This window comes from Pseudomonas frederiksbergensis (assembly GCF_001952935.1).
GTDB classification, from domain to species: domain Bacteria; phylum Pseudomonadota; class Gammaproteobacteria; order Pseudomonadales; family Pseudomonadaceae; genus Aquipseudomonas; species Aquipseudomonas frederiksbergensis.
In genome coordinates this window covers 5,268,844-5,292,959 of the sequence record NZ_CP018319.1, presented here as the reverse complement: position 1 = coordinate 5,292,959, position 24,116 = coordinate 5,268,844, and the positions used below count along the sequence as shown (strand labels likewise).

General features: G+C 62.0%; 24 protein-coding genes. 19 read left to right on the top strand and 5 right to left on the bottom strand.

Annotation, left to right across the window (positions count from 1 at the left end; genetic code table 11):
- Positions 1-30: 30 nt before the first annotated feature.
- From PFAS1_RS24975 to PFAS1_RS24905, 15 genes are all read left to right on the top strand, one after another.
- Positions 31-702, top strand: coding sequence for a GntR family transcriptional regulator (locus tag PFAS1_RS24975; protein WP_174553771.1), 672 nt, complete (start codon positions 31-33; stop codon positions 700-702).
- 114 nt (positions 703-816) lie between these two features.
- Positions 817-1,749, top strand: a complete 933-nt coding sequence (locus PFAS1_RS24970; RefSeq protein ID WP_076030930.1) for a 4-hydroxyproline epimerase — start codon at positions 817-819, stop codon at positions 1,747-1,749.
- Positions 1,746-2,861 carry an NAD(P)/FAD-dependent oxidoreductase gene (locus PFAS1_RS24965; protein WP_076030929.1) on the top strand — a complete coding sequence of 372 codons (1,116 nt, stop codon included), beginning with the start codon at positions 1,746-1,748 and terminating at the stop codon, positions 2,859-2,861. Before PFAS1_RS24970 ends, PFAS1_RS24965 begins: the two co-directional genes overlap by 4 nt.
- Positions 2,854-3,090 (top strand): (2Fe-2S)-binding protein, encoded by a 237-nt coding sequence (locus tag PFAS1_RS24960; RefSeq protein ID WP_074877191.1) that lies wholly within the window; start codon positions 2,854-2,856, stop codon positions 3,088-3,090. The genes PFAS1_RS24965 and PFAS1_RS24960 overlap by 8 nt, the downstream gene beginning before the upstream one ends.
- Positions 3,087-4,343: an NAD(P)/FAD-dependent oxidoreductase gene (locus tag PFAS1_RS24955; protein WP_076030928.1), complete on the top strand. Its 1,257-nt coding sequence runs from the start codon at positions 3,087-3,089 to the stop codon at positions 4,341-4,343. Before PFAS1_RS24960 ends, PFAS1_RS24955 begins: the two co-directional genes overlap by 4 nt.
- Positions 4,344-4,417: 74 nt before the next feature.
- On the top strand, positions 4,418-5,167 hold the full coding sequence (locus tag PFAS1_RS24950) for an AraC family transcriptional regulator (RefSeq protein ID WP_074877194.1): 750 nt from the start codon (positions 4,418-4,420) through the stop codon (positions 5,165-5,167).
- Positions 5,168-5,417: 250 nt separating this feature from the next.
- Positions 5,418-6,236: an ABC transporter substrate-binding protein gene (locus tag PFAS1_RS24945; RefSeq protein WP_008157204.1), complete on the top strand. Its 819-nt coding sequence runs from the start codon at positions 5,418-5,420 to the stop codon at positions 6,234-6,236.
- A 10-nt stretch (positions 6,237-6,246) separates the two neighbouring features.
- On the top strand, positions 6,247-8,025 hold the full coding sequence (gene lhpI / locus PFAS1_RS24940) for a cis-3-hydroxy-L-proline dehydratase (protein ID WP_076030927.1): 1,779 nt from the start codon (positions 6,247-6,249) through the stop codon (positions 8,023-8,025).
- Positions 8,018-8,683, top strand: a complete 666-nt coding sequence (locus PFAS1_RS24935; RefSeq protein ID WP_076030926.1) for an amino acid ABC transporter permease — start codon at positions 8,018-8,020, stop codon at positions 8,681-8,683. The genes lhpI and PFAS1_RS24935 overlap by 8 nt, the downstream gene beginning before the upstream one ends.
- A 10-nt stretch (positions 8,684-8,693) precedes the next feature.
- Positions 8,694-9,344 carry an amino acid ABC transporter permease gene (locus tag PFAS1_RS24930; RefSeq protein WP_008157201.1) on the top strand — a complete coding sequence of 217 codons (651 nt, stop codon included), beginning with the start codon at positions 8,694-8,696 and terminating at the stop codon, positions 9,342-9,344.
- Positions 9,337-10,059: an amino acid ABC transporter ATP-binding protein gene (locus PFAS1_RS24925; RefSeq protein ID WP_008157200.1), complete on the top strand. Its 723-nt coding sequence runs from the start codon at positions 9,337-9,339 to the stop codon at positions 10,057-10,059. Before PFAS1_RS24930 ends, PFAS1_RS24925 begins: the two co-directional genes overlap by 8 nt.
- A 116-nt stretch (positions 10,060-10,175) precedes the next feature.
- Positions 10,176-11,204 (top strand): trans-3-hydroxy-L-proline dehydratase, encoded by a 1,029-nt coding sequence (locus PFAS1_RS24920; protein WP_076030925.1) that lies wholly within the window; start codon positions 10,176-10,178, stop codon positions 11,202-11,204.
- Positions 11,205-11,497: 293 nt separating this feature from the next.
- Positions 11,498-12,415, top strand: coding sequence for a dihydrodipicolinate synthase family protein (locus PFAS1_RS24915; protein WP_008157198.1), 918 nt, complete (start codon positions 11,498-11,500; stop codon positions 12,413-12,415).
- A gap of 73 nt (positions 12,416-12,488) precedes the next feature.
- Positions 12,489-13,886: a fosfomycin efflux MFS transporter AbaF gene (gene abaF, locus PFAS1_RS24910; RefSeq protein WP_076030924.1), complete on the top strand. Its 1,398-nt coding sequence runs from the start codon at positions 12,489-12,491 to the stop codon at positions 13,884-13,886.
- Positions 13,887-14,132: 246 nt separating this feature from the next.
- Entirely contained in the window at positions 14,133-15,713 is a 1,581-nt protein-coding gene (locus PFAS1_RS24905) for an aldehyde dehydrogenase (NADP(+)) (RefSeq protein WP_076030923.1), read from the top strand.
- A gap of 324 nt (positions 15,714-16,037) precedes the next feature.
- Here PFAS1_RS24905 and PFAS1_RS24900 read toward each other — a convergent pair whose 3' ends face one another.
- A complete protein-coding gene (locus PFAS1_RS24900) occupies positions 16,038-17,045 on the bottom strand; it encodes an Ldh family oxidoreductase (RefSeq protein WP_076031600.1) in 1,008 nt (335 codons plus the stop codon).
- A gap of 236 nt (positions 17,046-17,281) precedes the next feature.
- Between PFAS1_RS24900 and PFAS1_RS24895 the strand changes: the two genes are divergently transcribed.
- The 3 genes from PFAS1_RS24895 to PFAS1_RS24885 all read left to right on the top strand — a co-directional run bounded on the left by PFAS1_RS24895 (position 17,282) and on the right by PFAS1_RS24885 (position 18,867).
- Positions 17,282-17,734 (top strand): Ohr family peroxiredoxin, encoded by a 453-nt coding sequence (locus PFAS1_RS24895; RefSeq protein ID WP_076030922.1) that lies wholly within the window; start codon positions 17,282-17,284, stop codon positions 17,732-17,734.
- Between the two features lie 97 nt (positions 17,735-17,831).
- Positions 17,832-18,272 carry an OsmC family protein gene (locus PFAS1_RS24890; RefSeq protein WP_076030921.1) on the top strand — a complete coding sequence of 147 codons (441 nt, stop codon included), beginning with the start codon at positions 17,832-17,834 and terminating at the stop codon, positions 18,270-18,272.
- Between the two features lie 133 nt (positions 18,273-18,405).
- The gene (locus tag PFAS1_RS24885) at positions 18,406-18,867 is read left to right on the top strand and encodes a MarR family winged helix-turn-helix transcriptional regulator (protein ID WP_074877208.1); all 462 of its coding nucleotides are present in this window, start codon (positions 18,406-18,408) and stop codon (positions 18,865-18,867) included.
- Between the two features lie 13 nt (positions 18,868-18,880).
- Here the strand turns inward: PFAS1_RS24885 and ptrR are convergent, their stop codons facing one another.
- On the bottom strand, positions 18,881-19,765 hold the full coding sequence (gene ptrR / locus PFAS1_RS24880; RefSeq protein WP_076030920.1) for a putrescine utilization regulator PtrR: 885 nt from the start codon (positions 19,763-19,765) through the stop codon (positions 18,881-18,883).
- Positions 19,766-19,865: 100 nt separating this feature from the next.
- Here ptrR and PFAS1_RS24875 point away from each other — a divergent pair, with 100 nt between their 5' ends.
- Positions 19,866-21,257 (top strand): aldehyde dehydrogenase family protein, encoded by a 1,392-nt coding sequence (locus PFAS1_RS24875; RefSeq protein WP_076030919.1) that lies wholly within the window; start codon positions 19,866-19,868, stop codon positions 21,255-21,257.
- Between the two features lie 45 nt (positions 21,258-21,302).
- Here PFAS1_RS24875 and PFAS1_RS24870 read toward each other — a convergent pair whose 3' ends face one another.
- The 3 genes from PFAS1_RS24870 to PFAS1_RS24860 form a co-directional block, all read right to left on the bottom strand.
- On the bottom strand, positions 21,303-21,674 hold the full coding sequence (locus tag PFAS1_RS24870) for a nuclear transport factor 2 family protein (RefSeq protein ID WP_074877212.1): 372 nt from the start codon (positions 21,672-21,674) through the stop codon (positions 21,303-21,305).
- 171 nt (positions 21,675-21,845) lie between these two features.
- Entirely contained in the window at positions 21,846-22,790 is a 945-nt protein-coding gene (locus PFAS1_RS24865) for an aldo/keto reductase (RefSeq protein WP_076030918.1), read from the bottom strand.
- Positions 22,777-24,063, bottom strand: a complete 1,287-nt coding sequence (locus PFAS1_RS24860) for an NTP/NDP exchange transporter (protein ID WP_076030917.1) — start codon at positions 24,061-24,063, stop codon at positions 22,777-22,779. The genes PFAS1_RS24865 and PFAS1_RS24860 overlap by 14 nt, the downstream gene beginning before the upstream one ends.
- Positions 24,064-24,116: the final 53 nt, after the last annotated feature.

Below are 24,116 nucleotides of genomic sequence, written 5' to 3'. Positions count from 1 at the left end.
ATCTGCAATTCAATCCTGACGATCACGACCGTGGCCCTGACCAAACTCAACGCTCCCGACCTTGGCAATTCGCCTTCGACGTCGGAAATCATCACCCGTCATCTGCGTGACGCCATCGTCGCCGGGCATTTCGCCGAGGACGAGCCGATCCGCCAGGATGACATTGCCCGCCAGTTCAACGTCAGCAAGATTCCGGTGCGCGAAGCCCTCAAGCGCCTGGAGGCCGAAGGCCTGGTGATGTTCCAGCGCAATCGCGGGGCGATGGTCACCCGGGTTTCCGATGCAGAACTGGCGCAAATGTTCGAAGTGCGCATGCTGCTCGAAGACAAGGTGCTGCGCCTGGCCATTCCGAACATGACCGAAGAAACCTTCGCCCGTGCCGAACGCATCTGCCAGGAGTTCATCGGCGAAGATGATGTGGGCCGCTGGGCCGAGCTCAACTGGGAACTGCACGCTTGCCTTTACGAGCCGGCGCAACGACCGTTTCTGGTCGGCCTGATCCGCTCGGTCAACGACAAGCTGGAGCGCTACCTGCGCATGCAGATGAGCCTGTCGGCCGGCAAGGAACGCGCCGATCACGAACACCGGGAAATCCTTGCGGCCTGCCGCGCCGGTGACGTGGACCTGGCGGTGAAGTTGCTCGACGAGCACATCGCCGGCGTCTGCAAAACCCTGTTCGAACACCTGCCTCACCACCACTGACCGCTCGCCGCACTGTGCCGATTTCGTCATCGGCACTGGATAAAACCATCAAGCCGACACCCCTCTCTACAGGCCACTCTTTCGTTCACTCATCTGAACGGACGTGGCCATCCCATGAAACGCATCACCGTGATCGACTCCCACACCGGCGGCGAACCGACCCGCCTGGTGACCGCCGGCTTTCCTGACCTGGGCAACGGCAGCATGGCCGAGCGTCGACAGCGGCTGGCCGAACAGCATGATCAATGGCGCGCCGCTTGCGTGCTGGAACCCCGAGGCAGCGATGTGCTGGTCGGCGCCCTGCTCTGTGAGCCGGTGGACCCTAGCGCCTGTGCCGGCGTGATTTTCTTCAACAACAGCGGTTACCTCGGCATGTGCGGCCACGGCACCATCGGCCTGGTGGCCTCGCTGGCGCATCTGGGCAAGATCGGCCCCGGGGTGCACAGCATCGAAACCCCGGTGGGCACGGTGCAAGCGACGCTGCATGAAGACCATTCGGTCAGCGTGCGCAACGTGCCGGCCTACCGTTACCGCAAAGCGCTATCGCTGCACGTGCCGGGGATCGGTCAAGTGACCGGCGATGTTGCCTGGGGTGGCAACTGGTTCTTCTTGATCGCCGAGCACGGTCTGCATATTGCCGGCGATAACCTCGATGCGCTGACCGCCTACACCTTCGCCGTGCAGCAAGCACTGGAAACTCAGGGTATTCGCGGCGAAGACGGCGGCTTGATCGACCATGTCGAGCTGTTCGCCGATGACGAGCAGGCCGACAGCCGCAACTTCGTCCTTTGCCCCGGCAAGGCCTACGACCGCTCGCCCTGCGGCACCGGCACCAGCGCCAAACTGGCGTGCCTGGCGGCCGACGACAAATTGCAGCCGGGACAGATCTGGCGTCAGGCCAGCGTCATCGGCAGCGAATTCGAGGGTTCCTACGAACTTCAGGGCGAACGCATTGTGCCGACCATTCGCGGCCGCGCCTTTATCAGCGCCGAAGCCAGCCTGATCATCGAACAGGACGACCCGTTCGCCTGGGGCATTCGTCCGTGAACGAGGGCCGGGTGGCCGATGTGATCGTGATCGGCGCCGGCATCATCGGCGCCGCGTGTGCCCAGGCGCTGGCGGGACGCGGCTTGCGCGTGCTGGTACTGGACGCCGGCCTGCCCGGCGCTACGGCGGCGGGCATGGGCCACTTGCTGGTCCTGGACGACAACCCGGCCGAACTGGCCCTCAGTCAATACTCCCTGCAACGCTGGCGCGAACTGGCGCCGGCCCTGCCCGACGGCTGCGCTTACCGTTGCAACGGCACCCTCTGGCTGGCGGCCAATGCCGAAGAAATGGCCGTCGCCCACAGTAAATACCTGAATTTGCAGGCCCAAGGCGTGGCCTGCGAATTGATCTCCAGCAGTGCCTTGCACCAGCGCGAACCGGAACTGCGCGAGGGTCTGGAAGGCGGCCTGCTGATCAATGGCGACGGCATTCTGTATGCGCCGGCAACCGCCAATTGGATGCTCGACACACCGAACATCAGCCAACGTCGGGCGCGGGTCAGCGAAGTCGATGGCAACCGTGTGCGCCTCGACGACGGTCACTGGCTAAGCGCCGAAGCGGTGATTCTGGCCAACGGCGTCCAGGCCAACGCGCTGTGCCCGGAGTTGCCGATCGAGCCGAAGAAAGGCCACTTGCTGATCACCGACCGCTACCCCGGCAAGGTCACTCACACCCTGGTGGAACTCGGTTACGTCACCAGTGCCCACAACGCCAGCGGCCCTTCGACGGCTTGCAACATTCAGCCGCGGCCAACCGGGCAACTGTTCATCGGCGCCTCACGCCAATTCGGCACCACCGACCCGCAAGTCGAGGGCTGGATGCTGGCGAAAATGCTCCGGCGTGCCACCGATTACATGCCGGGTCTGGCTCAGCTCAACGGTATCCGCGCCTGGACCGGTTTTCGCGCTGCCAGCCCCGACGGCTTGCCGCTGGTGGGCCAGCACCCGCAACGCAAAGGCTTATGGCTGGCGGTCGGTCACGAGGGCCTTGGCGTGACGACCGCACCCGGCACTGCCGACCTGTTGGTCGCGCAGCTGTTCGACGAAACGCCGCCGTTGGCCGCGCAACCGTATCTGCCGCAACGTTTTCTCGGGGAGCCCGTTTATGCCTGAATTGATGCTCGACGGACGTACCCTGCGGGTCGCCGAAGGCACCAGCGTCGCTGCTGCACTGGCCCTGAGCGGCGACGGCTGCGCGCGCACCTCGGTCAGTGGCCAACGCCGCGCACCGCTGTGCGGCATGGGCATTTGCCAGGAATGCCGGGTGACCATCGACGGTCGCCGGCGCCTGGCCTGTCAGACGCTGTGCCGTGACGGCATGCACGTGGAGACTCAAGCATGAGCGAATACGCCGACCTGCTGATCATCGGCGGTGGTCCCGCCGGCATGGCCGCTGCGCTCGCCGCAGCGCCAAGCGGTGCGCGCATCGTCCTGCTCGATGACAACCCGCTGCCGGGCGGGCAAATCTGGCGTGATGGCCCTCAGGCCAACCTGCCGAATACAGCGCGTCAGATGCGCGAGCAACTCGAGGCGTGCAGCAACATCTACCGCCACTCCGGCACGCGGGTGATTTCCAGCGCCGGGCCGAAACAACTGCTGGTCGAAGACGCTGATCGTGGCTGGCTGATCGGTTACGACAAACTGATTCTGTGTACCGGCGCCCGCGAATTGCTGCTGCCCTTCCCCGGCTGGACGCTGCCCGGCGTGACTGGCGTGGGTGGCCTCCAGGCATTGATCAAGGGCGGGCTGCCGGTGCAGGACGAACGCATTGTGATTGCCGGCAGCGGACCGTTATTGCTGGCCAGCGCCGCCACCGCAAAACACAACGGCGCCCGGGTGCTGCGCATCGCCGAGCAGGCCAGCGCGGTCGCCGTCGCCGGTTTCGCCGCGCAGTTGCCACGCTGGCCATACAAGCTGATGCAATCGGTCACGTTGTTCGACCGCCATTACCGTCCCGGGACCCATGTACTGGCCGCCCTGGGCAATGAGCGGCTGGAAGCTGTGCGCCTGCAACAGCAAGGAAAAATCGTCGAACTGGAATGTGATCGCCTGGCCTGTGGCTTCGGCCTGATACCCAACACCCAACTCGGCCAAGCCCTCGGCTGCGAACTTGAAAATCAGGCGATTGCCGTCGATGCCTGGCAGAACACTCGCCGCGCTGATCATTACGCGGCGGGTGAATGCACCGGTTTCGGTGGCAGTGAACTGGCATTGGTCGAAGGCGCCATCGCTGGCCACGCCGCCGTCGGCGACCTTGATTCGGCCCGAGCATTGTGGCCGCGTCGTACACGTTGGCAGGGTTTCGCCAACGCCCTCAACAAAGCATTCACCCTCGACCCGCAACTCAAGTCGCTGGCACAACCCGACACCTTGGTGTGCCGCTGCGAAGACGTGCCTTACGCAGCGCTCGCCGGGCACACTGGCTGGCGCGAGGCCAAACTGGCCAGTCGCTGCGGCATGGGCGCTTGCCAGGGCCGGGTGTGTGGCGGCGCGTTGCAGCACCTGTTCGGCTGGCAACCTTCGGCGCCACGGCCACCGTTCAGTCCGGCGCGGATCGAGACCTTGCTGTGCCTGGACGACACCCCACCGGCCTGAATGCCGGCCCGGGGCTTTCGGCTCCGTCGCCGAGTCTTTATGATCCGGGGCATTGCCTTCAGACGCCCTGCGCCATGTATGCCTCGCTCACTACCTTCAAACCCTGCGACCTGCCCACCCTGCTGAGCAGTCTGCAGCCGATCGCGGCGCTGCTCGATACCCTGTCGGACGTGGTGTTTTTCATCAAGGACAGCGAGGCCCGCTACGCCTTCGTCAACCAGACCCTGGCCCGGCGCTGCGGCTTCAAACACAGTGACGAGCTGCTCGGGCGCACCGCCGACATGGTCTTTCCCGAGCGCTTCGGCCCGCTGTACACCGAGCAGGATCGGCGGGTGCTGTCCACTGGCCGAGAACTGGCCGACCAACTCGAACTGCACCTGTATTACGGCAACCAACCGGTCTGGTGCCTGACCCACAAACTCGCGCTGCGTGACCTGCAAGGTCAGATTGTCGGTCTGGCCGGCATCTCTCGCGACCTGCAAGCGCCACAGTCCAGCCATCCGGCCTTCCAGAAACTCGCAGCGGTGGACGCGCATATCCGCAGCCATTTCGCCCGTCCGATCAGCCTCGCCGAACTGACAGCGATCGCCGGGTTTTCCGTGGCGCAACTGGAGCGCCACTGCAAACGGGTTTTCCAGCTCACCCCACGACAGATGATTCACAAGGCGCGCCTGGAAGAAGGCTCCCGACTGTTGCTGCACACCGACCTGCCCATCACCGAGATTGCCCTGCGCTGCGGTTACACCGACCACAGCGCTTTCAGCCGGCAGTTCCGCGCCTTGACCAGTCTGGCGCCAAGTCAGTATCGCGAAAGCCGTCGCTGAGCCCGGGCGAGTGTTCCTTTAAGGGGCGTCCGGCGTTCCCATTGCTCCCTTCTGTAACACCGCCTGATACGGCCCGCCGAGTCGTTCTTCTCCTACATCCTGCTCCCACAATCTTGTAAGACCTTTAGCTCAAGGCTTGGCGAATAATTCTCGCCGCAGCTCGGAAACAGGCACGCTCATTGCTAATCACATATCGTATACGAAATCCCCAATACGATATCCAACAGCACTTTCCGACAACGAGGCCTCTATGAAAAACCCCGCATTTGCCGTAGCCCTCAGCGCTGTTCTCAGTACGTCCTTTATCGCCACAGCCCAGGCCGACAAGCTCGACGACATTATTGGTTCGGGCAAGCTGCGCTGTGCCGTGACCCTGGACTTCCCGCCGATGGGTTTTCGCGATGAAGGTAACAACCCGGCCGGTTTCGACGTGGATTACTGCCGCGACCTGGCGAAAATCCTCGGGGTCGACGCCGAAGTGGTTGAAACGCCCTTCCCCGATCGAATTCCGGCGCTGGTCTCCGGGCGCGCCGACGTGATTGTCGCGTCCACCTCCGACACCCTCGAACGGGCCAAAACCGTCGGCCTCACCGTGCCGTACTTTGCCTTCCAGATGGTGGTGCTGACCCGCGACAACACCGGCATCAACAGCTTCGCCGATATCAAAGGCAAAGCCTTGGGCAACACCAGCGGCACCTATGAAGCCATCGCCCTGGAAAAAGACGTGAAGAACTGGGGCACTGGCACCTTCCGCGCTTATCAGTCGCAGAACGACACGCTGCTGGCGGTCGCCCAGGGCCACATCGACGCCACCGTGGTCACCAACACCGTGGCCGCCGCCACCATCAAGTCGGGCAAATACAAGAACCTGAAAATTGCCGGTAACGCGCCATACACCATCGACTACGTGTCCCTGGGCGCCAAGCGCAACGAGTATGGCCTGCTCAACTACCTCAACCTGTTCGTCAATCAGCAGGTGCGCAGCGGCCGCTACAACGAGTTGTTCACCAAATGGGTCGGCACCGAGATTTCACCCACCGACCTGACCGTGCCCAAGGTCTATTACTGAGGTGTCCGGCATGCCTAGGCCAACCTCTCTGACCGGTCGCAGCCTGGTCGCCGGCGCCGCCCAAGGCGCCCTGCTGTTTGCCGATGTCGGGCTGAGCTTCTGGGGCGGGGTCGATCCATTTAGTGGAGAGATCATCGACCGTCACCACCCACTCAGCGGCGAACATCTGGCCGGCCGGGTGCTGGCGATTCCCAGTGGTCGCGGTTCGTGCACCGGCAGCAGTGTGCTGATGGAACTGATCAGCAACGGCCATGCGCCGGCCGCACTGGTGCTGGCCGAACCCGATGAGATCCTGACCCTGGGCGTGCTTGTGGCACAGACCATTTTCGAGCGTTCCCTGCCGGTGCTGTGCATCGGCCGGGAGGCCTTCGCCACCTTGCGCGGCAAGGCCTTTGCTCGGGTCGAAGCGTCAACGGTGACCTTGTTCGAACACCTGCCGGGCGATGCCTGGCAGGCATTCGACAGTCCGTTGCAGACAGCAGAAAAAACCACCGCCATCGAACTCACCGAACACGATCAGGCGCTGCTCTACGGCGAGCATGGCAAAGCCGCGCAAGTGGCGATGCAGATCGTCTTGCGCATGGCTGAACTGCAAGGTGCGCGCAGTCTGGTAGACGTCACCCAGGCGCACATCGACGGCTGCATTTATACCGGACCTGCGAGCCTGCGCTTCGCCGAACAACTGGTGCAGTGGGGAGCCAAAGTGCGGGTGCCGACCACCCTCAATTCGATTTCCGTCGACCAGCGCCGTTGGCGCGAGTTGGGCATCGATTCGGCACTCGGCGTACCGGCCAGCGCCTTGGGCGATGCATACATGGCGATGGGCGCGCAGCTGAGTTTCACTTGCGCACCTTACCTGCTCGACAGCGCGCCGAAGGCCGGCGAGCAAATCGTCTGGGCCGAATCCAACGCCGTGGTGTATGCCAATAGCGTGCTCGGCGCACGCACCCTGAAATACCCGGATTACCTGGATATCTGCATCGCCCTGACCGGTCGCGCGCCCCTGATCGGCTGCCATCTGGACGCGCAACGTAAAGCGAGTCTGCAAATCGAATTGCCGGTTTTAGCTGAACTGGACGATGCCTTCTATCCGCTGCTTGGTTACCACATCGGTGCCCTGGCCGGCAGTCGAATTCCGCTGGTGCTGGGGCTGGAACATAGCAAGCCGAGCCTGGACGATTTGAAAGCCTTCGGCGCGGCTTTCGCCACCACCTCTGCCGCGCCGCTGTTCCATATCGCCGGGGTGACCCCGGAGGCACTCGACCCGGCGCAGGTGCTGGAAGCGAATGTCCCCGTGCCGGTGGAAAAAATCCGTCTGAAGGATTTGCTGCTCAGCTGGCACGAACTCAACAGTGCCCACGACAACCGGGTGGATGTGGTCTCTCTAGGCAATCCGCATTTCTCCCTCAGCGAATTCGCGCATCTGGCGCGGCTGTGTCGGGGGCGGCACAAACACCCCGAGGTGGTGCTCGCCATCACCTGCGGTCGTGCGGTGCTGGAGCAGGCCCGCGAGGCGGGACATGTCGCGGTGATCGAAGCCTTCGGCGCGACACTGGTCACCGACACCTGCTGGTGCATGCTCGGCGAGCCGGTGATCCCGTTGGCCGCCAAAACCTTGATGACCAACTCGGGCAAATACGCCCATTACGCACCCGGCCTGGTGGGCCGCAAGGTGCACTTCGCCAACCTCGCCGAATGTGTCGACGCCGCCTGCAGCGCCACGGCCAGTGGTCGTTTGCCGACCTGGCTGCAATCGGCCGCCTCACTGGAGAGCCACGCGCATGTTTGATTACACCTTCCAATGGCGCGCGACCCTGCGCGCCCTGCCGGACATGCTGGCCGGCGCCTGGGTCACCTTCGAGACCGCCGCGCTGTCGATGATTTTCGGCGTGCTGATCGCCCTGGCCCTGACGGTGATGCGCGAAGCCAAACAGCCGTTGTTGCGCGGCATCGGCAACGGCTGGGTGTCGATCGCCCGCAACACGCCGTCGCTGTTCCAGATCTATGTCCTCTACTTCGGCCTCGGCTCACTGGGTTTGCATGTCAGCTCATGGTTCGCGCTGCTGGCCGGGATCACCTTCAACAACGCCGGTTACCTGGCGGAAAACTTTCGCGGTGGCCTCAAGGCGGTGCCCGGCACGCAGGTGCGCGCCGCGCGTTCGCTGGGCATGAGTGCCTTCCAGGCTTACCGGATGATCATCGTCCCGCAGCTGCTGCGGATCGTGTTCTACCCGTTGAGTAACCAGATGGTCTGGGCGGTGTTGATGACGTCGCTGGGGGTGATCGTCGGGCTGAACAATGACCTCACCGGCGTGACCCAGGATTACAACGTCAAGACGTTCCGCACCTTTGAATATTTCGCCATCGCCGCGGCGCTGTATTACCTGATTGCCAAGGCGATCGTCGCCGTCGCCCGGCTGATGGCCTGGCGACTGTTCCGCTACTGAGGAGGTGAGCATGTTGACCACCAGTTTTTCCTGGAATGACCTGTTGTTCTTGCTGGATGGTGCCTGGGTCACTCTGAAACTCACGTTCTGGTCGATCATCCTCGGCTCCTTCGCCGGGTTGCTGTTCGGCTTGCTGCGGGCGCTGTTGCCACGCGCCAGCCTGCCGCTGGCGTGGGTGCTGGACGTGTTTCGCAGCGTGCCGTTGCTGATCCAGTTTGTGTTGTTCAACTCGCTGAAAAGTATTGTCGGCTTGAACATCAGCGCCTTCAGCGTCGGCTGCATTGTGCTCGGGGTCTATGCCGCCGCGTACTTCACCGAGATCGTGCGCAGCGGCGTGCTTTCAGTGCCGTTCACCGTGCGCCGGGCCAGTCGCTCCCTGGGCCTGAGTTTCCTCCAGGACCTGCGCTGGATCGTCCTGCCGATGGCCACGCGGGTGGCGTTTCCCGGCTGGCTGAACCTGGTGCTCAGCGTGATGAAAGACACCGCGTTGGTGATGTGGATCGGCATCGTCGAACTGCTGCGCGCCTCGCAAACCATCGTGACCCGCATTCAGGAGCCGCTGCTGGTGCTGTGCATCGCGGGCCTCATCTACTACGTCATGAGCCTGGTGGTCGCTCGCCTCGGCGCTCGTCTGGAAAGAAGGTGGCAAGAAAATGATTGAGATCGACAACGTACACAAATCCTTCGGCAACCTCGAAGTGGTCAAGGGCGTCAACCTGACGGTGAACAAGGGCGAGGTGGTGTCGATCATCGGCGGCTCCGGGTCGGGCAAGTCGACCTTGCTGATGTGCATCAACGGCCTGGAGCCGATCCAGAAAGGCAACATCCGCGTCGACGGTGTCGAGGTTCATCACAGCGCCACCGACCTCAACCGACTGCGGCAGAAGATCGGCATTGTCTTTCAGCAATGGAACGCCTTCCCGCACCTGACCGTGCTGGAAAACGTGATGCTGGCGCCGCGCAAAGTGCTGGGCAAGAGCAAGGCCGAAGCCGAGGAACTGGCGGTCAAGCAACTGACACACGTCGGTCTGGGCGACAAGCTCAAGGCCTTTCCCGGCAAGCTCTCCGGTGGTCAGCAACAGCGCATGGCGATTGCCCGCGCCCTGGCGATGTCGCCGGACTACATGCTGTTCGACGAAGCCACTTCGGCCCTCGACCCGCAACTGGTGGGCGAGGTGCTGGACACCATGCGCATGCTCGCCGAAGACGGTATGACCATGGTGTTGGTGACGCATGAGATTCGCTTTGCCCGGGATGTGTCTGATCGTGTGGCGTTCTTTCGCAATGGGCTGGTGCATGAGATCGGTTCGCCGGATCAGGTGATTGGGAATCCGGTGCATGCGGAAACTGCGGCGTTCTTGAAATCAGTGAAATAACCGATGGCCCCTTCGCGAGCAAGCCCGCTCCCACATTGGGCTATGTACAGCCCCAAACCCTGTGGGAGTGAGCCTGCTCGCGATGAGGCCCTAACAGACAAAACAAGGAGCAAACCATGCGCTCATCGAAAGTCATCCATGTAGTTAGCTGCCACGCCGAAGGCGAAGTCGGCGATGTGATCGTCGGCGGCGTCGCGCCGCCACCCGGGGCCACCGTGTGGGAACAGTCGCGCTGGATTGCCAAGGATCAGACCCTGCGCAACTTCGTCCTCAACGAGCCGCGCGGTGGCGTGTTCCGCCACGTCAACTTGCTGGTGCCGGCCAAGGATCCTCGGGCACAGATGGCCTGGATCATCATGGAACCGGCCGACACGCCGCCGATGTCCGGTTCCAACTCACTGTGCGTGGCCACCGTGTTGCTCGACAGCGGCATCCTGCCGATGACCGAACCGCAAACCCGGCTGGTGCTCGAAGCGCCGGGCGGGCTGATCGAAGCGGTGGCCGACTGCCGTGACGGCAAGGTCGAACGGGTGGAAATCAAGAACGTGCCCTCCTTCGCTGACCGTCTCGACGCCTGGATCGAAGTTGAAGGCGTCGGCTCATTGCAGGTCGACACCGCGTACGGCGGCGACAGTTTTGTGATCGCCGATGCCAAGCGCCTGGGCTTTTCCATTCGTCCTGATGAGGCGGCCGAACTGGTCGAGGTCGGGCTGAAAATCACCCGCGCGGCCAACGAACAATTGGGCTTCGTCCATCCGCTGAACCCCGAGTGGTCGCACATTTCCTTCTGCCAGATCGCGGCGCCCCTCGTCTATGAAAATGGCATCGCCACCGGCGCCAACGCGGTGGTGATTCAACCCGGCAAGATCGACCGTTCGCCGACCGGCACCGGCTGCTCGGCGCGCATGGCGGTGCTGCAGGCGAAGGGCTTGATGCAGGTCGGCGAGCGTTTTATCGGCCGTTCGATCATCGGTTCCGAGTTTCACTGCCGCATCGATTCGCTGACCGAAGTGGCCGGGCGCCCGGCGATCTACCCGTGCATTTCCGGCCGGGCCTGGATCACTGGCACTCACCAATTGCTGCTCGATCCGAGTGATCCGTGGCCACAAGGCTATCGACTCTCTGACACTTGGCCTGGGGCCTGAGGCAGAAACGGAGCTTCTGTGGTGAGGCAGCTTCTGTGGCGAGGGAGCTTGCTCCCGTTCGGCTGCGGAGCAGTCGTGAAACCAGAGTACCGATTGTTTCAGACAAACCGCGATTACAGCATTGGGGCTGCTGCGCAACCCAGCGGGAGCAAGCTCCCTCGCCACAGAAGCTCTCGCTCCACAGTGGAATTTACCCACCAGCAAAAAAACCTGATTGATTGAAAAAAGCAGTAGCCGAATATTTTCACTTGAAATATCGTATACGAAATACAATTAACAAACCGGAGGCAACAATGAGCAAGCGCATTAACTGGAGTGGCGTCTTCCCCGCGGTGACCACTCAATTCAACGACGACTTCTCCATCAACCTGGAAAAAACCCATCAGGTGATTTCCAACGTGATCCGTGACGGTGTGTCGGGCCTGGTGGTGTGCGGTTCGGTGGGGGAAAACACCTCGCTGACCGCCGAAGAGAAAATCGCCGTGACCGAAGTCGCGGTCGACGCTTCCCGTGGTCGCGTGCCGGTGATTTGCGGTGTGGCCGAATTCACCAGCATTCAAGCGGCCAAGGTGGCCAATGCGGTGCGCCGGGTCGGCGTCGACGGGGTCATGCTGATGCCGGCACTGGTCTACGGTTCCAAGCCGTTCGAGACTGCCGAGCACTACCGCTACGTGGCAAAAAATGCCGACGTACCGCTGATGGTTTACAACAACCCGCCGATCTACAAAAACGACGTCACCCCGGACATCCTGATTTCCCTGGCCGACTGCGACAACGTGGTGTGCTTCAAGGATTCCTCCGGCGACACCCGTCGTTTCATCGACGTGCGCAATGAAGTGGGCGACCGTTTTGTGCTGTTCGCCGGCCTTGATGACGTGGTGCTGGAAAGCATCGCCGTGGGGGCCGAAGGCTGGGTCTCGGGCATGTCCAACGTGTTCCCGAAAGAAGGCGAAACCATTTTCCGCCTGGCCAAAGCCGGTCGCTTCGCCGAAGCCATGCCGATCTACGAATGGCTGATGCCGATCCTGCACCTCGACGCCCGTGCCGACCTGGTGCAGTGCATCAAGCTGTGCGAAGCCATCGCCGGTCGCGGCAGCGCCCTGACTCGCCCACCACGCCTGGCCCTGCCGGAAGCCGATCGGGTTTTCGTCGAGCAGATCATGGCCAAGGCCCTGGCCAACCGTCCGGAACTGCCGGACGTCGGTCTCTGAGTGATTGCCGGGCGGGTCCCTTTCGGAGCCGACCCGGCTGCCTGTTTTTTGCGCCTCTACAGGAAACGTCCGAATGCCCACTCCTCACAGCACCGCCCGCGCAACCACACCTTCGGGACTCAAGCGTGTCGTGGCCGCCGCCATGGCCGGTACCGTCGCCGAATGGTATGAATTTTTTCTCTACGGCACCGCCTCGGCACTGGTCTTCGGCCAGTTGTTCTTCCGTCAGACCGACAGCCCGATCGATGGCATCCTCGCTGCCTTCGCCCTGTACGCGGTCGGCTTCCTCGCCCGGCCATTGGGTGGTTTGGTGTTCGGTCATTACGGTGACAAATTCGGCCGAAAGCGCCTGTTGCAACTGAGCCTTGTAGTGGTCGGCATCACCACGTTCCTGATGGGTTGCCTGCCCGGTTTCGACCAGATCGGCTACGCCGCGCCCGTGTTACTGGTGCTGCTGCGACTGATCCAGGGTTTCGCCTTCGGTGGCGAATGGGGCGGTGCGATTCTGCTGGTGTCCGAACACTGCCCGGACAATCGCCGTGGCTTCTGGGCCAGTTGGCCGCAAGCCGGAGTTCCGGCCGGTAACCTGGTGGCGACCGTTGCGTTGCTGCTGTTGTCGTCGAACCTGTCGGAGGAGCAATTCCTCTCATGGGGCTGGCGTATAGCGTTCTGGTTTTCGGCGGTGGTGGTGCTGATCGGCTACTGGATTCGCACCAGCGTCGATGACGCGCCGATCTTCAAGGAGGCCCAGGCCCGTCAGGCGCAAAACAAGCAACAGCAATTGGGCGTGGTCGAAGTCCTGCGTCATCACTGGCGGGCGGTGCTGGTCGGCATCGGCGCGCGGTTTGCCGAGAACATCCTTTACTACACCGTCGTGACCTTCTCGATTACCTACCTGAAACTGGTGGTGCATAAGGACACTTCAGAGATTCTGTTTCTGATGTTCGGCGCGCACCTGCTGCATTTCTTCATGATCCCGCTGATGGGTTATCTGTCCGACCTGGTCGGACGCAAACCGGTGTACCTGACGGGTGCAATCCTCACCGCGTTCTGGGGCTTCATCGGCTTCCCGATGATGGACACCGGCAACAACTGGATGATCATCGGGGCAATCACCCTGGGCCTGGCGATCGAGTCGATGACCTACGCGCCCTACTCGGCGCTGATGGCTGAAATGTTCCCGACCCACGTGCGCTACACCGCGTTGTCCCTGTGCTACCAGGTGGCACCGATCTTCGCCGGCTCGTTGGCGCCGCTGATTGCCCTCACCCTGCTCAACAAGTACCACAGCTCGACACCGATCGCCTGGTACCTGGTCGGCGCCGCGCTGATCTCTATTGTCGCCGTCGGCCTGACCCGGGAAACCCGGGGCAAGTCGCTGCACCTGGTGGATAGCGAATCCGCGGCGCGGATCGCGGCCTTGGGCACCGCCGAACCGGCCACCGCTCGTCGGGGTGATTCTCTGGCTTGAGTTTCATACCTGTCAGTTAAGAACGATGAGGCGGGCACCGTACCTGTGGCGAGGGAGCTTGCTCCCGCTGGGGCGCGAAGCGTCCCTAAAACCTGCGACCCGGTTTTCCAGGCACACCTATGTGTAGGTTTACGACTGCTGCGCACTCGAGCGGGAGCAAGCTCCCTCGCCACAAATAACCGTCCGACTATCGATCTCTGTTAACTGGCAATCATTAAGCCTGCCCCTTTTCGACAGGAGTTTTCCATGCCCCATATCATCGGCCACAACTACATCGGCGGCGCACGCAGTGCCGTCGGCAACATCACCGTGCAAAGCCATGACGCCTGCACCGGTGAAGCGCTGCCCTACTCGTTCACGCAAGCCACCGTTGAGGAAGTGGACGCCGCTGCCCAGGCCGCGGCGGCAGCCTACCCGGCCTTTCGCAATTTGCCGGCGAGCCGCCGCGCAGAATTCCTCGAGGCTATCGCCGCGCAACTGGATGCGCTGGACGATGAGTTCGTTGCCCTCGTCACCCGCGAGACGGCGCTGCCGACCGGGCGCATTCAGGGTGAGCGCGGCCGCACCAGCGGTCAGATGCGCTTGTTCGCTCAGGTCCTGCGCCGTGGCGATTTCTATGGCGCGCGCATCGACCGCGCCTTGCCCGATCGTCAGCCGCTGCCACGTGTGGATTTGCGGCAGTACCGGATCGGCGTTGGCCCGGTCGCGGTGTTCGGTGCGAGCAATTTCCCGTTGGCGTTCTCCACCGCCGGTGGCGACACCGCTGCCGCCCTGGCTGCCGGTTGCCCGGTGGTGTTCAAGGCTCACAGTGGGCATATGGCGACTGCCGAACTGGTGGCCAATGCGATCCTGCGCGCCGCCGAGCAAACCGGCATGCCCAAGGGGGTGTTCAACATGATCTACGGCGCGGGTGTCGGCGAAGCGTTGGTCAAGCATCCGGCGATCCAGGCAGTGGGTTTTACCGGTTCACTCAAGGGTGGACGCGCCCTCTGCGACATGGCCGCCGCACGGCCTCAGCCGATTCCGGTGTTCGCCGAAATGAGCAGCATCAATCCGGTGCTGGTGCTGCCCGAAGCCGTGCGACTGAGGGGCGAAAAAATCGCCAGTGAACTCGCCGCGTCAGTGGTGCTCGGTTGCGGGCAGTTCTGCACCAACCCCGGATTGGTAATCGGCATTCGCTCCCCTGAATTCAGCGCATTTATTCAATCACTCAGTGCGGTAATGGCCGACCAGCCGGGGCAAACCATGCTCAATGCCGGCACGTTATCCAGCTATGCCAAGGGTGTGCAGGCGCTGCACGCGCATCCGCACATCAGCCACCTCGCCGGCCGCGAACAACAGGGCAAGCAGGCCCAGCCGCAGCTGTTCAAGGCCGACGTCAGCCTGTTGCTCAATGGCGACCCGCTGTTGCAGGAAGAAGTTTTCGGGCCGACTACCGTGTTGGTGGAAGTGGCCGACAAGACCGAACTGCAACGGGCATTGCAAAGTTTTCACGGCCAACTCACGGCCACTCTGATTGCCGAAGCCGGTGACTTGCAAACCCATGGCGACCTGCTGCCCTTGCTTGAACAGAAAGTCGGCCGGGTACTGTTCAACGGCTACCCGACCGGCGTCGAAGTCTGCGATGCGATGGTGCACGGCGGGCCCTACCCGGCCACCTCTGATACTCGTGGCACCTCGGTCGGCAGCCTGGCCATCGAGCGTTTCCTGCGTCCGGTGTGCTACCAGAATTGCCCGGATGCGCTCTTGCCCGACGCGCTGAAAAACGCCAATCCGCTGGGCATTGCCCGTCTGGTCGATGGCAACAGCCACCGCGAACCGCTGTAAAACCACTCAATCGAACAGCGACCTCCTGTGGGAGCGGGCCTGCTCGCGATAGCGGTGGGTCCGCTGGCCGCTGTGCTGAATGTGCCGACGCCTTCGCGAGCAAGCCCGCTCCCACATTTTGATCTGCGGTGTCTTGGATTTTTGTGGCACTGCCAATCCCCTGTGGGAGTGAGCCTGCTCGCGATAGCGGTGGGTCCGCTGGCCGCTGCGCTGAATGTGCCGCCGTCATCGCGAGCAGGCTCGCACCCACAGTTTGACCTGCGGCGGTCCTTGATTGTTGTGGCACTACAACTCCCACAGGGGGATTAGTTGCCCTCCGTTTCTTCAATCCAGCAGTGCCGTCAGGTCGTTGTACAAGGCTTGGGGAATCTGCACGCCCTCCACCAGGCTGCGCGCTCTCGCCTCGTAACGCCGTTGCGACGGCAAGCGCGCGCCCTGCCCTTGTATGCTCTGGAACATCACTTCGGCGCGGGCCAGATGCTGCTCGGTGGCCTCGCCGAGAAAGCGTCGCGGATCGAGGGCGATGATCAGCTCGCCGTGGTACGGCGACGACTTGCTGCCCGCGTCGTACGCCAACGATTCGGCACTGGTCAGGTCACCAATCAACGGCCCGGCGATCAACTCCACCATGGCAGCCAACGCCGAGCCCTTGTGCCCGCCGAACGTCAGCATCGCCCCGGCATCGAGTACTACGTTCGCATCAGTACTCGGCTGTCCGTCTGCATCGACACCCCAGCCTTCAGGAATCGCTTTTCCGGCACGCCGATGCAACTCGATTTCGCCACGGGCAATCGCACTGGTGGCGAAGTCGAACACAAACGGATCCTTGCCCGAACGCGGCCAGCCAAACGCAATGGGATTAGTGCCGAACACCGGCTGACTGCCCCCTGCCGGCGCGACCCAGGCATGGCTGGGATTACACGCCAGCGCCACCAGGCCGGCAGCAGTGAGCTGTTCGATCTCGACCCACAAGGCAGAAAAATGCACACAGCGATTGATCGCCAGCGCTGCAATCCCGTTTGCCCGGGTTTTCTCCTGCAGCAATGGCAGACCCGCCTGAAACGCCAACTGGGAGAAACCGCCCGCCGCATCGACCCGCACGATCGACGGGGCCTGATCGATCACCCGTGGCTCGGCATCGGCCGCCACCTTGCCGGCCCTGAGCGAATTCACGCACCCCAATACCCGATACAAACCATGGGAGGCGCAGCCATCGCGCTCGCCGGCCATCACCGTGGCGGCCACCGCCTGAGCGTGGGCAAGGTTGAAACCGTTGTGCAGCAAGATCGATTCGGCCAGCTCGTGAGCTTCGGCCAGGGACAGTCGTTTCATCGTCAACTCCTTGGACAGACCGTTCAGACTGACCCATTCCAGACGCCACGGCTTGATCGCTTTAGGCCCGGTCGACGACGAATTCGGCATATCCCGCCAACAAGCCATTCGTCGGCTGGACCTGCCACCGCCCCTTGACACTGATTGAGCTCTGCGCGAGTATTATTTCAATCGCATACGATACAAACGTATACGACACACAAGCCGCACCTATTGAAACATTGAGGATTCATTCCATGAGCAAGATCGAAAAAGTACTGGCCACCGGCAAAACCCACACCACCGTCAGCCACGCTGGCACTACCTCGCGCGGCCATGACGGCAGCCTCGACATCACCTTGTCGACACCCGGCATCGCCAAGCCCGCCCACGTGTTTGCAGCCACCCAGCCGCACCCGACTGCCGAGCAACTGTTCGCCGGCGCCTGGTCGGCCTGCTACACCGCCGCCGTCGGGCTGGTGGCCGGTGAGATGAACGTGGTGCTGCCGTCTGATCTGTCCGTCGACATCGAAGTCGATCTGGGTCAGACCGGTCCAGCCTATTTCCTACAGGCTCGATTGACCCTGCGGGTGCCGGGTTTGTCCCAGGACATCGCGACAACGCTGGCGCACACCGCCGATCAAATCTGCCCGTACTCAAAAGCGACGCGGGGTAACATTGACGTGGCCCTGAACGTCCTCACGGCTTGACGCACCGCTTCGATCGGCATTCAAGTGCGCCATATATATCGCATACGCTTTAAGCGCATACGAATCACAACCCCTACCAAATATTGAGGACACAACCATGAACAAGATTGAAAAAGTCCTGGCTACAGGCAAAACCCACACCACCTTCAGCGACGGTAACAACTCTTCCCGCGGCCTCGCCATGCAGCTCTCGTCGCCTGGAAACCCTCGGCTGGCACACGAGTTCGCCGCCATTGTGCCGCACCCGACAGCAGAGCAGTTTTTCGCCGGCGCATGGTCGGCCTGCTACACCGCTGCCGTCGAGCTGGCGGCGAAAAATATGCCGGTGACGCTGCCGCCCAATCTGGCCATCGATATTGAGGTCGATCTGGGCCAGACCGGTCCGGCCTACTTCCTCCAGGCCCGGCTGACCCTTCGCGTGCCAGGTTTGACGCAAGACGTCGCGACGGAGCTGGCGCACGCCGCCGACCAAATCTGCCCGTACTCGAAGGCAACGCGCGGCAATATCAACGTGGTCATTAACGCCCTGACCGCGTGATGCAACGTACGACCGGTTCGACTTTCGCCGTCGAACCGGTTGCTACCTCAGTTAGAGTCATGCCGATACAATCGCACACGAGGTATATTTCACTTTTTTGCGAGCCATTCGTCTTTGGCCAACGAGGATGTACATGAAACCCACCGACAACGTCGTCCCCGACAACCTGAAGCTTTCCGAATTCCTGTGTTTTGCGGTCTATTCCACCAACCTGGCCTTCGGCAAGGCGTACAAGCCAATACTCGAGCAGCTTGGGCTGACCTATACGCAATACATCACCATCGTCGCGCTATGGGAGGAAGACCATCAGACCGTCGGCAGCCTGGGCGAGAAGCTGTTTCTGGAATCGAACACGCTGACCCCGATCCTGAAGAAGCTGGAAGCGATGGGCTTTTTGCAAAGGCAGCGCGATCCCGAGGACGAGCGCCAGGTGCGCATCAGCCTGACGAAGAACGGTCGACAGCTGCGCGAAAGCCAACCGGAAATGGGCCTCGCCGACGCGACGGGCCTGACGCTCGACGAGTTCGCGCTCCTGCAGAAGGCGATCGTGAAGTTGCGCGGCAATCTGATCAAGTCGACGAAAGCCGGGGAATGAGCCGACGTGCGCACTAGCGCACCGCCTCATCCCGCACCACCCCGCGCTCCTCCAGCAAGCGCACAAACATGGTCAGGCTTTGCGACACCGTCCCCCGGCGCCACACCAGCCAGGTGCGCAAATAGCGAAACGCTTCCGATAGCGGCCAGACGCTCACCGTGGTGCATCCGGGCATGCTGTTGAGCATGCTGCGGGGCATCAGCGCCAGGCCAGCTCCAGCGCTGACGCACGCGAGCATGCCGTGATAGGACTCCATTTCGAAAATCTTGCCGGGCACCGCCGCGTCCTTGGCGAACCAGCTTTCGAAGTGGTGTCGATAGGAGCAATTGGAGCGAAAGGCATAGATGTTTTCGCCATTGACGTCCCGCGCACGATGGATCGGGGAATGGTTGAGCGGTGCGATCACCACCATTTCTTCCTCGAACGCCGGCACGCCCTCCAATGCCGGGTGCAGCACCGGCCCGTCGACAAACGCGGCCGCCAGTCGTCCCGACAACACGCCGTCGATCATGGTCCCCGAAGGTCCGGTGGACAGGTCCAGCTCGACCTTGGCGTGCTTCTGGTTATACGCAGCCAACAGCTCAGGGATACGCACCGCAGCGGTGCTCTCCAGTGACCCCAGCGGAAACGATCCCTGCGGTTCTTCGCCCGCCACGGTCGCGCGAGCCTCCTGGACCAAATCGAGAATGCGCCGGGCATAGTCGAGGAAACTCCAGCCGGCCGGCGACAGGCGCAGACGGCTCTTCTCGCGGATAAACAGGTCCACGCCCAGATCCAGCTCCAGTTGCTTGATCCGCGTCGTCAGGTTCGACGGCACCCGGTGGATGTGCTGAGCCGCCGCGCTGATGCTGCCGTGCTCGGCGACGGCTTTGAAAATTTCCAGCTGTACCAGATCCAAATCATTCTCCAAACGTGAACGTTATGCTCAGTATTATTCAGTTTCCAGAAAACAATCGCCACCGTAACCTGAGCGCATCCCCACCTCGCAGGACGGTGCCATGACCCAAGTTTCCAGCCTCACCCATGCCATTTCGATCAACCCCGCCAACGGCGAGCAGATCGGCCACTACCCTTTCGAATCCGCATCGGCACTGGATGCCGCCCTGTCCCGCGCCGCTGCCGGGTTCCGCGCCTGGCGCAGCAAACCGGTTGATCAACGCTCGCAGTTGTTGATCGCCCTGGCTGGAGCATTGCGCGGCAACGCCGCCGCGATGGCCAACATGATCACCCTGGAAATGGGCAAGCCGATCACTCAGGCGCGCGGCGAAATCGAAAAATGCGCGCAACTCTGCGAGTGGTACGCCGAACACGGCCCGGCGATGCTGAGCGCGGAACCGACGTTGGTGGAAGGCGGCAAGGCGCGCATTGAATACCGCCCGCTCGGCCCGATTCTCGCCGTGATGCCGTGGAACTTCCCGATCTGGCAGGTCCTGCGCGGCGCCGTTCCAGCGTTGATCGCCGGCAACACCTACGTGCTCAAACATGCGCCCAACGTGATGGGCAGCGCCTATCTGTTGCACGAGGCCTTCAAGCAGGCCGACTTCCCTGAAGGTGTCTTCGAGGTCATCAATGTCACGCCGGACGGCGTCTCCACCGCGATCGCCGATCCACGCATCGCGGCAGTCACCCTCACCGGCAGTGTGCGAGCCGGCATGGCCATCGGCGCGCAGGCCGGCGCTGCATTGAAGAAGTGCGTACTGGAACTGGGCGGTTCCGATCCGTTCATCGTCCTTAATGATGCCGACCTCGACGAAGCGGTCAAAGCCGCCGTGATTGGCCGCTACCAGAACACCGGGCAAGTTTGCGCGGCGGCCAAACGCTTGATCGTCGAGCAAGGCATCGTCGAGGAATTCACGCGCAAGTTCGTCGAAGCCACGCAAAAACTGGTGGTCGGCGATCCACTGGCCGCCGACACTTACATCGGCCCGATGGCTCGCTTTGATCTGCGTGATGAACTGGATCAACAGGTGCGCGACACCCTGGAAGAAGGCGCGACGCTGTTGATGGGCGGCAAGAAGGCTAAAGGCCCTGGCAACTTTTACGAGCCCACGGTCTTCGGTGATGTCACCGACCAGATGACCTCGTTCAAACAGGAGCTGTTTGGCCCGGTGGCCTCGATCATCACGGCCCGCGATGCGGCCCATGCTCTGGCACTGGCGAATGACAGTGAGTTCGGCCTCGCTTCAACCATTTACACACGCAACGTCGAGCTTGCCGAGCAGATGGCCGATGAACTGGAAACCGGTGGTGTGTTCATCAATGGCTATTGCGCCTCCGATCCGCGCGTTACCTTTGGCGGCGTGAAGAAAAGCGGGTTTGGCCGTGAGCTCTCGCATTTCGGCGTCCGCGAATTCTGCAATGCCCAGACGGTGTGGCTGGATCGGCGCTGATTGCATAACGATACCCGGGAGCCTTTGGGCTCCCGGGCTCGCGCGCTATTCGTTCAGGTAATACAGCTTGTTCACAATCATCCAGCGATAGTTGATGTTCAGTAGCGACAGGTAATCGGTAAATCGCATGCCGAGATATTCATCAATGACTTTTACCGCGGCGGCATCGCCCGTGATATCGATGCTTTGCACTTCCCAAAACGGTTTGACCTCTTTGGGTGCCGGCCCTTCGGCCTTGATCGCGCCGATAAATTCCTCCAGGGTTAACCATTCAAGCTTGTCTTCGTAATGGCCGATGATGCGGCAAGAAGGATGAAAGGCTTGTCGCAGCAAGGCTTCATCGGCGAACACCATGCCTTCCACATAATTGCGGACCACCACGTTGATGTGTTCTTTAGCCAGCGATTGAGTCGTCATGTCATACCTCCAGCGTTCTCGTCCTCGCACCGCCGGATCAGGTTGTTCGATCGTCTATTCCACCCTGAAAGTCTAGCACCGCGCGCTTAACCCTCCCGGACGGCGACTATGATGTTGGGGGGCCATGGCAGATAGCCTTCGGACAATACCTGACAAGCTTCGACAATTTGCCTACCCCACCACATCAATCAACTGCTCGCGCTGCGCCCCCGTCAGCATCGGACCGAAACCGGCACCGGCATTTTCCGCCATGTAACGCGGGTTGCCGGTGCCGGGGATCACGCAGGTCACCGCCGAATGCGTCAGCAGGAACTTGAGCGCCAGTTGTGCCCAGCTGTTGACCCCCACTTGCGCGGCCCAACCCGGTAGTGGCTTACCCTTCAAACGGGCGAGCAAATCACCGCCGCCGAAGGGCCGATTGCAGATCACCGCCACGCCCCGCTCGCGACACAGCGGCAGGATACGTTTCTCGACGCCGCGATCGTCCAGGGCATAGTTGATCTGCAAAAAGTCCAACGGCTCGGCCTTGAGCACCGCTTCCACCTCGTCATACGCCGACGCCGTGTAATGAGTGATGCCGATGTAACGAATGCGCCCTTCTTCCTTCCATTTTCGCAGCGTGGGCAAATGGGCTTTCCAGTCCAGCAGGTTGTGAATCTGCATCAGGTCGATCCGGTCGGTCTGCAACAGTTTGAAGGACTGTTCCATCTGCGCGATGCCTTCTTCGCGGCCACGGGTCCATACCTTGGTGGCCAGGAAGGCCGGCGAGCGCGGCTCATGAACCGACAACAGTTCACCGGTCGTCTGCTCGGCGCGCCCGTACATGGGCGAACTGTCGATCACCTTCCCGCCCTTCTCGAACAACGCACGCAGCACCGCAGGCAGTTGCTTGTAGTCCGGACTTGAAGGCTCGACATCAAAACCGCGATACGTGCCCAACCCGACAATCGGTAGGAGTTCGGCGCTGGATGGAATGGCCCGGGTCAGCATGTTCTTGCCTCCTGTTTCGGTCGACGGCGTGGATGCTGCAAACGCTGGATCGAAGGTGAAAACCGCCGAAGCACCGGCAGCCAGTGTGAGTATTTTCCGACGCGAGTACCCATCAGTGTGGCTCATGGAATTGTCCTTCCACATTTTTGCTGTCAGCCCTTTGCGCCTGCTGCCTGGCCAGCCACACGCATAACCCGCCCCACAACCCGGCAAACGGCACGATCACCAGCGCCACCAGACCGAAACCCGCTCCCAGCGCCGTCAACCCGGCGGACAACCAGCCACTGGCGGCATCTCCACCGCGATACACCAAGGTCTCGATCACATTCTTGGCCTTGTACTTTTCTTCCCGGCTGACCACGGTCCACAGCACTTCCCGCGCTGGCCGCACGATGGCGAACTCGACCGCACGGCGCAGCCCCTGCGCCAGCGCCACGGTTGCCGGCACGGGCGCCAGGGCCATGGCAGCGAACGCCACGATCGTCGCCAATGGCAAGGCTGCCAGCGCACCGCCGATACCAATCAAACGGATCAACGGCGCCGTCAACACCAACTGAAAGACCAGGGTCAGCGCTGACACGATCAAATCCACAACGGCGAAGAATTGCGTCCGGCTGGCCACATCAGCATAGCTACCAGCGACAATTCGTCCCTGTTCGAAATACAACAAGGTCGCTGCGCTGGTATGCAACAGCATGAACAGCACCAGCCCCAGCAGATACGGCGAGCGCAGAATCAGGGTGATGCCGGCGAGCATGCCGCCGCCCATGCGCCGGTCCGCCAGCGACCGACGGCCGGATTGCGCTTCGGTACGGGACAGCAGCGCCCGGTAGCAGCGCACCGCAACTTCCAGCAGCACTGCGGCGGCGAGGGTCAATGCCACCGGGCCGAACCGGGTGGCCATGGTCGCCGCCAACAAAGGCCCGATGAAAGTGCCCAGCGTTCCTCCGGCCGCGACGAAGCCGAACAGCCGCCGCCCTTGTTCGCTGGAAAACCGATCCACCAACACGCTCCAGAAGATGGAGACGATGAACAGGTTGTAGATGCTGATCCAGACGAAAAACACCCGACCGACCGCCACCGGCGCAACGTGGTTGGCAATCAACACGCCAAACACCAGCATAGACAAAGCGATCAACCGATAGATCAACGGCACGAAACGAGTGGCCGGCAACCGCGAAACCAATGCGCCAAACAACGGCACCATCAATAGCATCACCACGAAGGTCGCCGTGAACAGCCACTGCAACTTGTCGGCGCCGCCTTCCAGGCCCAAGGCATCGCGCAGAGGTCGCACCAGGTAATAGCTGGCCAGCACGCAGAAATGGAAGGCGAAACCCAGCCTCAGCGCCGCTCTTTCCGACGGCAGGACGTTGAGCCATTTCACAGCGATGGGCATTGGAGCCCTCCCGGTGCGTCGCGCAAGCGGTCTACTACACTCTGACAGCAATC

Bases quoted from the DNA above. Each gene is read 5' to 3' on its own strand.
- PFAS1_RS24885 (WP_074877208.1), top strand. From the start codon at position 18,406: ATGAAACCCACCGACAACGTCGTCCCCGACAACCTGAAGCTTTCCGAA.
- PFAS1_RS24925 (WP_008157200.1), top strand. From the start codon at position 9,337: ATGATTGAGATCGACAACGTACACAAATCCTTCGGCAACCTCGAAGTG.
- PFAS1_RS24905 (WP_076030923.1), top strand. From the start codon at position 14,133: ATGCCCCATATCATCGGCCACAACTACATCGGCGGCGCACGCAGTGCC.
- PFAS1_RS24935 (WP_076030926.1), top strand. From the start codon at position 8,018: ATGTTTGATTACACCTTCCAATGGCGCGCGACCCTGCGCGCCCTGCCG.
- PFAS1_RS24950 (WP_074877194.1), top strand. From the start codon at position 4,418: ATGTATGCCTCGCTCACTACCTTCAAACCCTGCGACCTGCCCACCCTG.
- PFAS1_RS24920 (WP_076030925.1), top strand. From the start codon at position 10,176: ATGCGCTCATCGAAAGTCATCCATGTAGTTAGCTGCCACGCCGAAGGC.
- PFAS1_RS24960 (WP_074877191.1), top strand. From the start codon at position 2,854: ATGCCTGAATTGATGCTCGACGGACGTACCCTGCGGGTCGCCGAAGGC.
- abaF (WP_076030924.1), top strand. From the start codon at position 12,489: ATGCCCACTCCTCACAGCACCGCCCGCGCAACCACACCTTCGGGACTC.
- PFAS1_RS24915 (WP_008157198.1), top strand. From the start codon at position 11,498: ATGAGCAAGCGCATTAACTGGAGTGGCGTCTTCCCCGCGGTGACCACT.
- lhpI (WP_076030927.1), top strand. From the start codon at position 6,247: ATGCCTAGGCCAACCTCTCTGACCGGTCGCAGCCTGGTCGCCGGCGCC.
- PFAS1_RS24890 (WP_076030921.1), top strand. From the start codon at position 17,832: ATGAACAAGATTGAAAAAGTCCTGGCTACAGGCAAAACCCACACCACC.
- PFAS1_RS24895 (WP_076030922.1), top strand. From the start codon at position 17,282: ATGAGCAAGATCGAAAAAGTACTGGCCACCGGCAAAACCCACACCACC.
- PFAS1_RS24865 (WP_076030918.1), bottom strand. From the start codon at position 22,790: ATGAGCCACACTGATGGGTACTCGCGTCGGAAAATACTCACACTGGCT.
- PFAS1_RS24900 (WP_076031600.1), bottom strand. From the start codon at position 17,045: ATGAAACGACTGTCCCTGGCCGAAGCTCACGAGCTGGCCGAATCGATC.
- PFAS1_RS24870 (WP_074877212.1), bottom strand. From the start codon at position 21,674: ATGACGACTCAATCGCTGGCTAAAGAACACATCAACGTGGTGGTCCGC.
- PFAS1_RS24945 (WP_008157204.1), top strand. From the start codon at position 5,418: ATGAAAAACCCCGCATTTGCCGTAGCCCTCAGCGCTGTTCTCAGTACG.
- PFAS1_RS24930 (WP_008157201.1), top strand. From the start codon at position 8,694: ATGTTGACCACCAGTTTTTCCTGGAATGACCTGTTGTTCTTGCTGGAT.
- PFAS1_RS24860 (WP_076030917.1), bottom strand. From the start codon at position 24,063: ATGCCCATCGCTGTGAAATGGCTCAACGTCCTGCCGTCGGAAAGAGCG.
- PFAS1_RS24955 (WP_076030928.1), top strand. From the start codon at position 3,087: ATGAGCGAATACGCCGACCTGCTGATCATCGGCGGTGGTCCCGCCGGC.
- PFAS1_RS24970 (WP_076030930.1), top strand. From the start codon at position 817: ATGAAACGCATCACCGTGATCGACTCCCACACCGGCGGCGAACCGACC.
- PFAS1_RS24875 (WP_076030919.1), top strand. From the start codon at position 19,866: ATGACCCAAGTTTCCAGCCTCACCCATGCCATTTCGATCAACCCCGCC.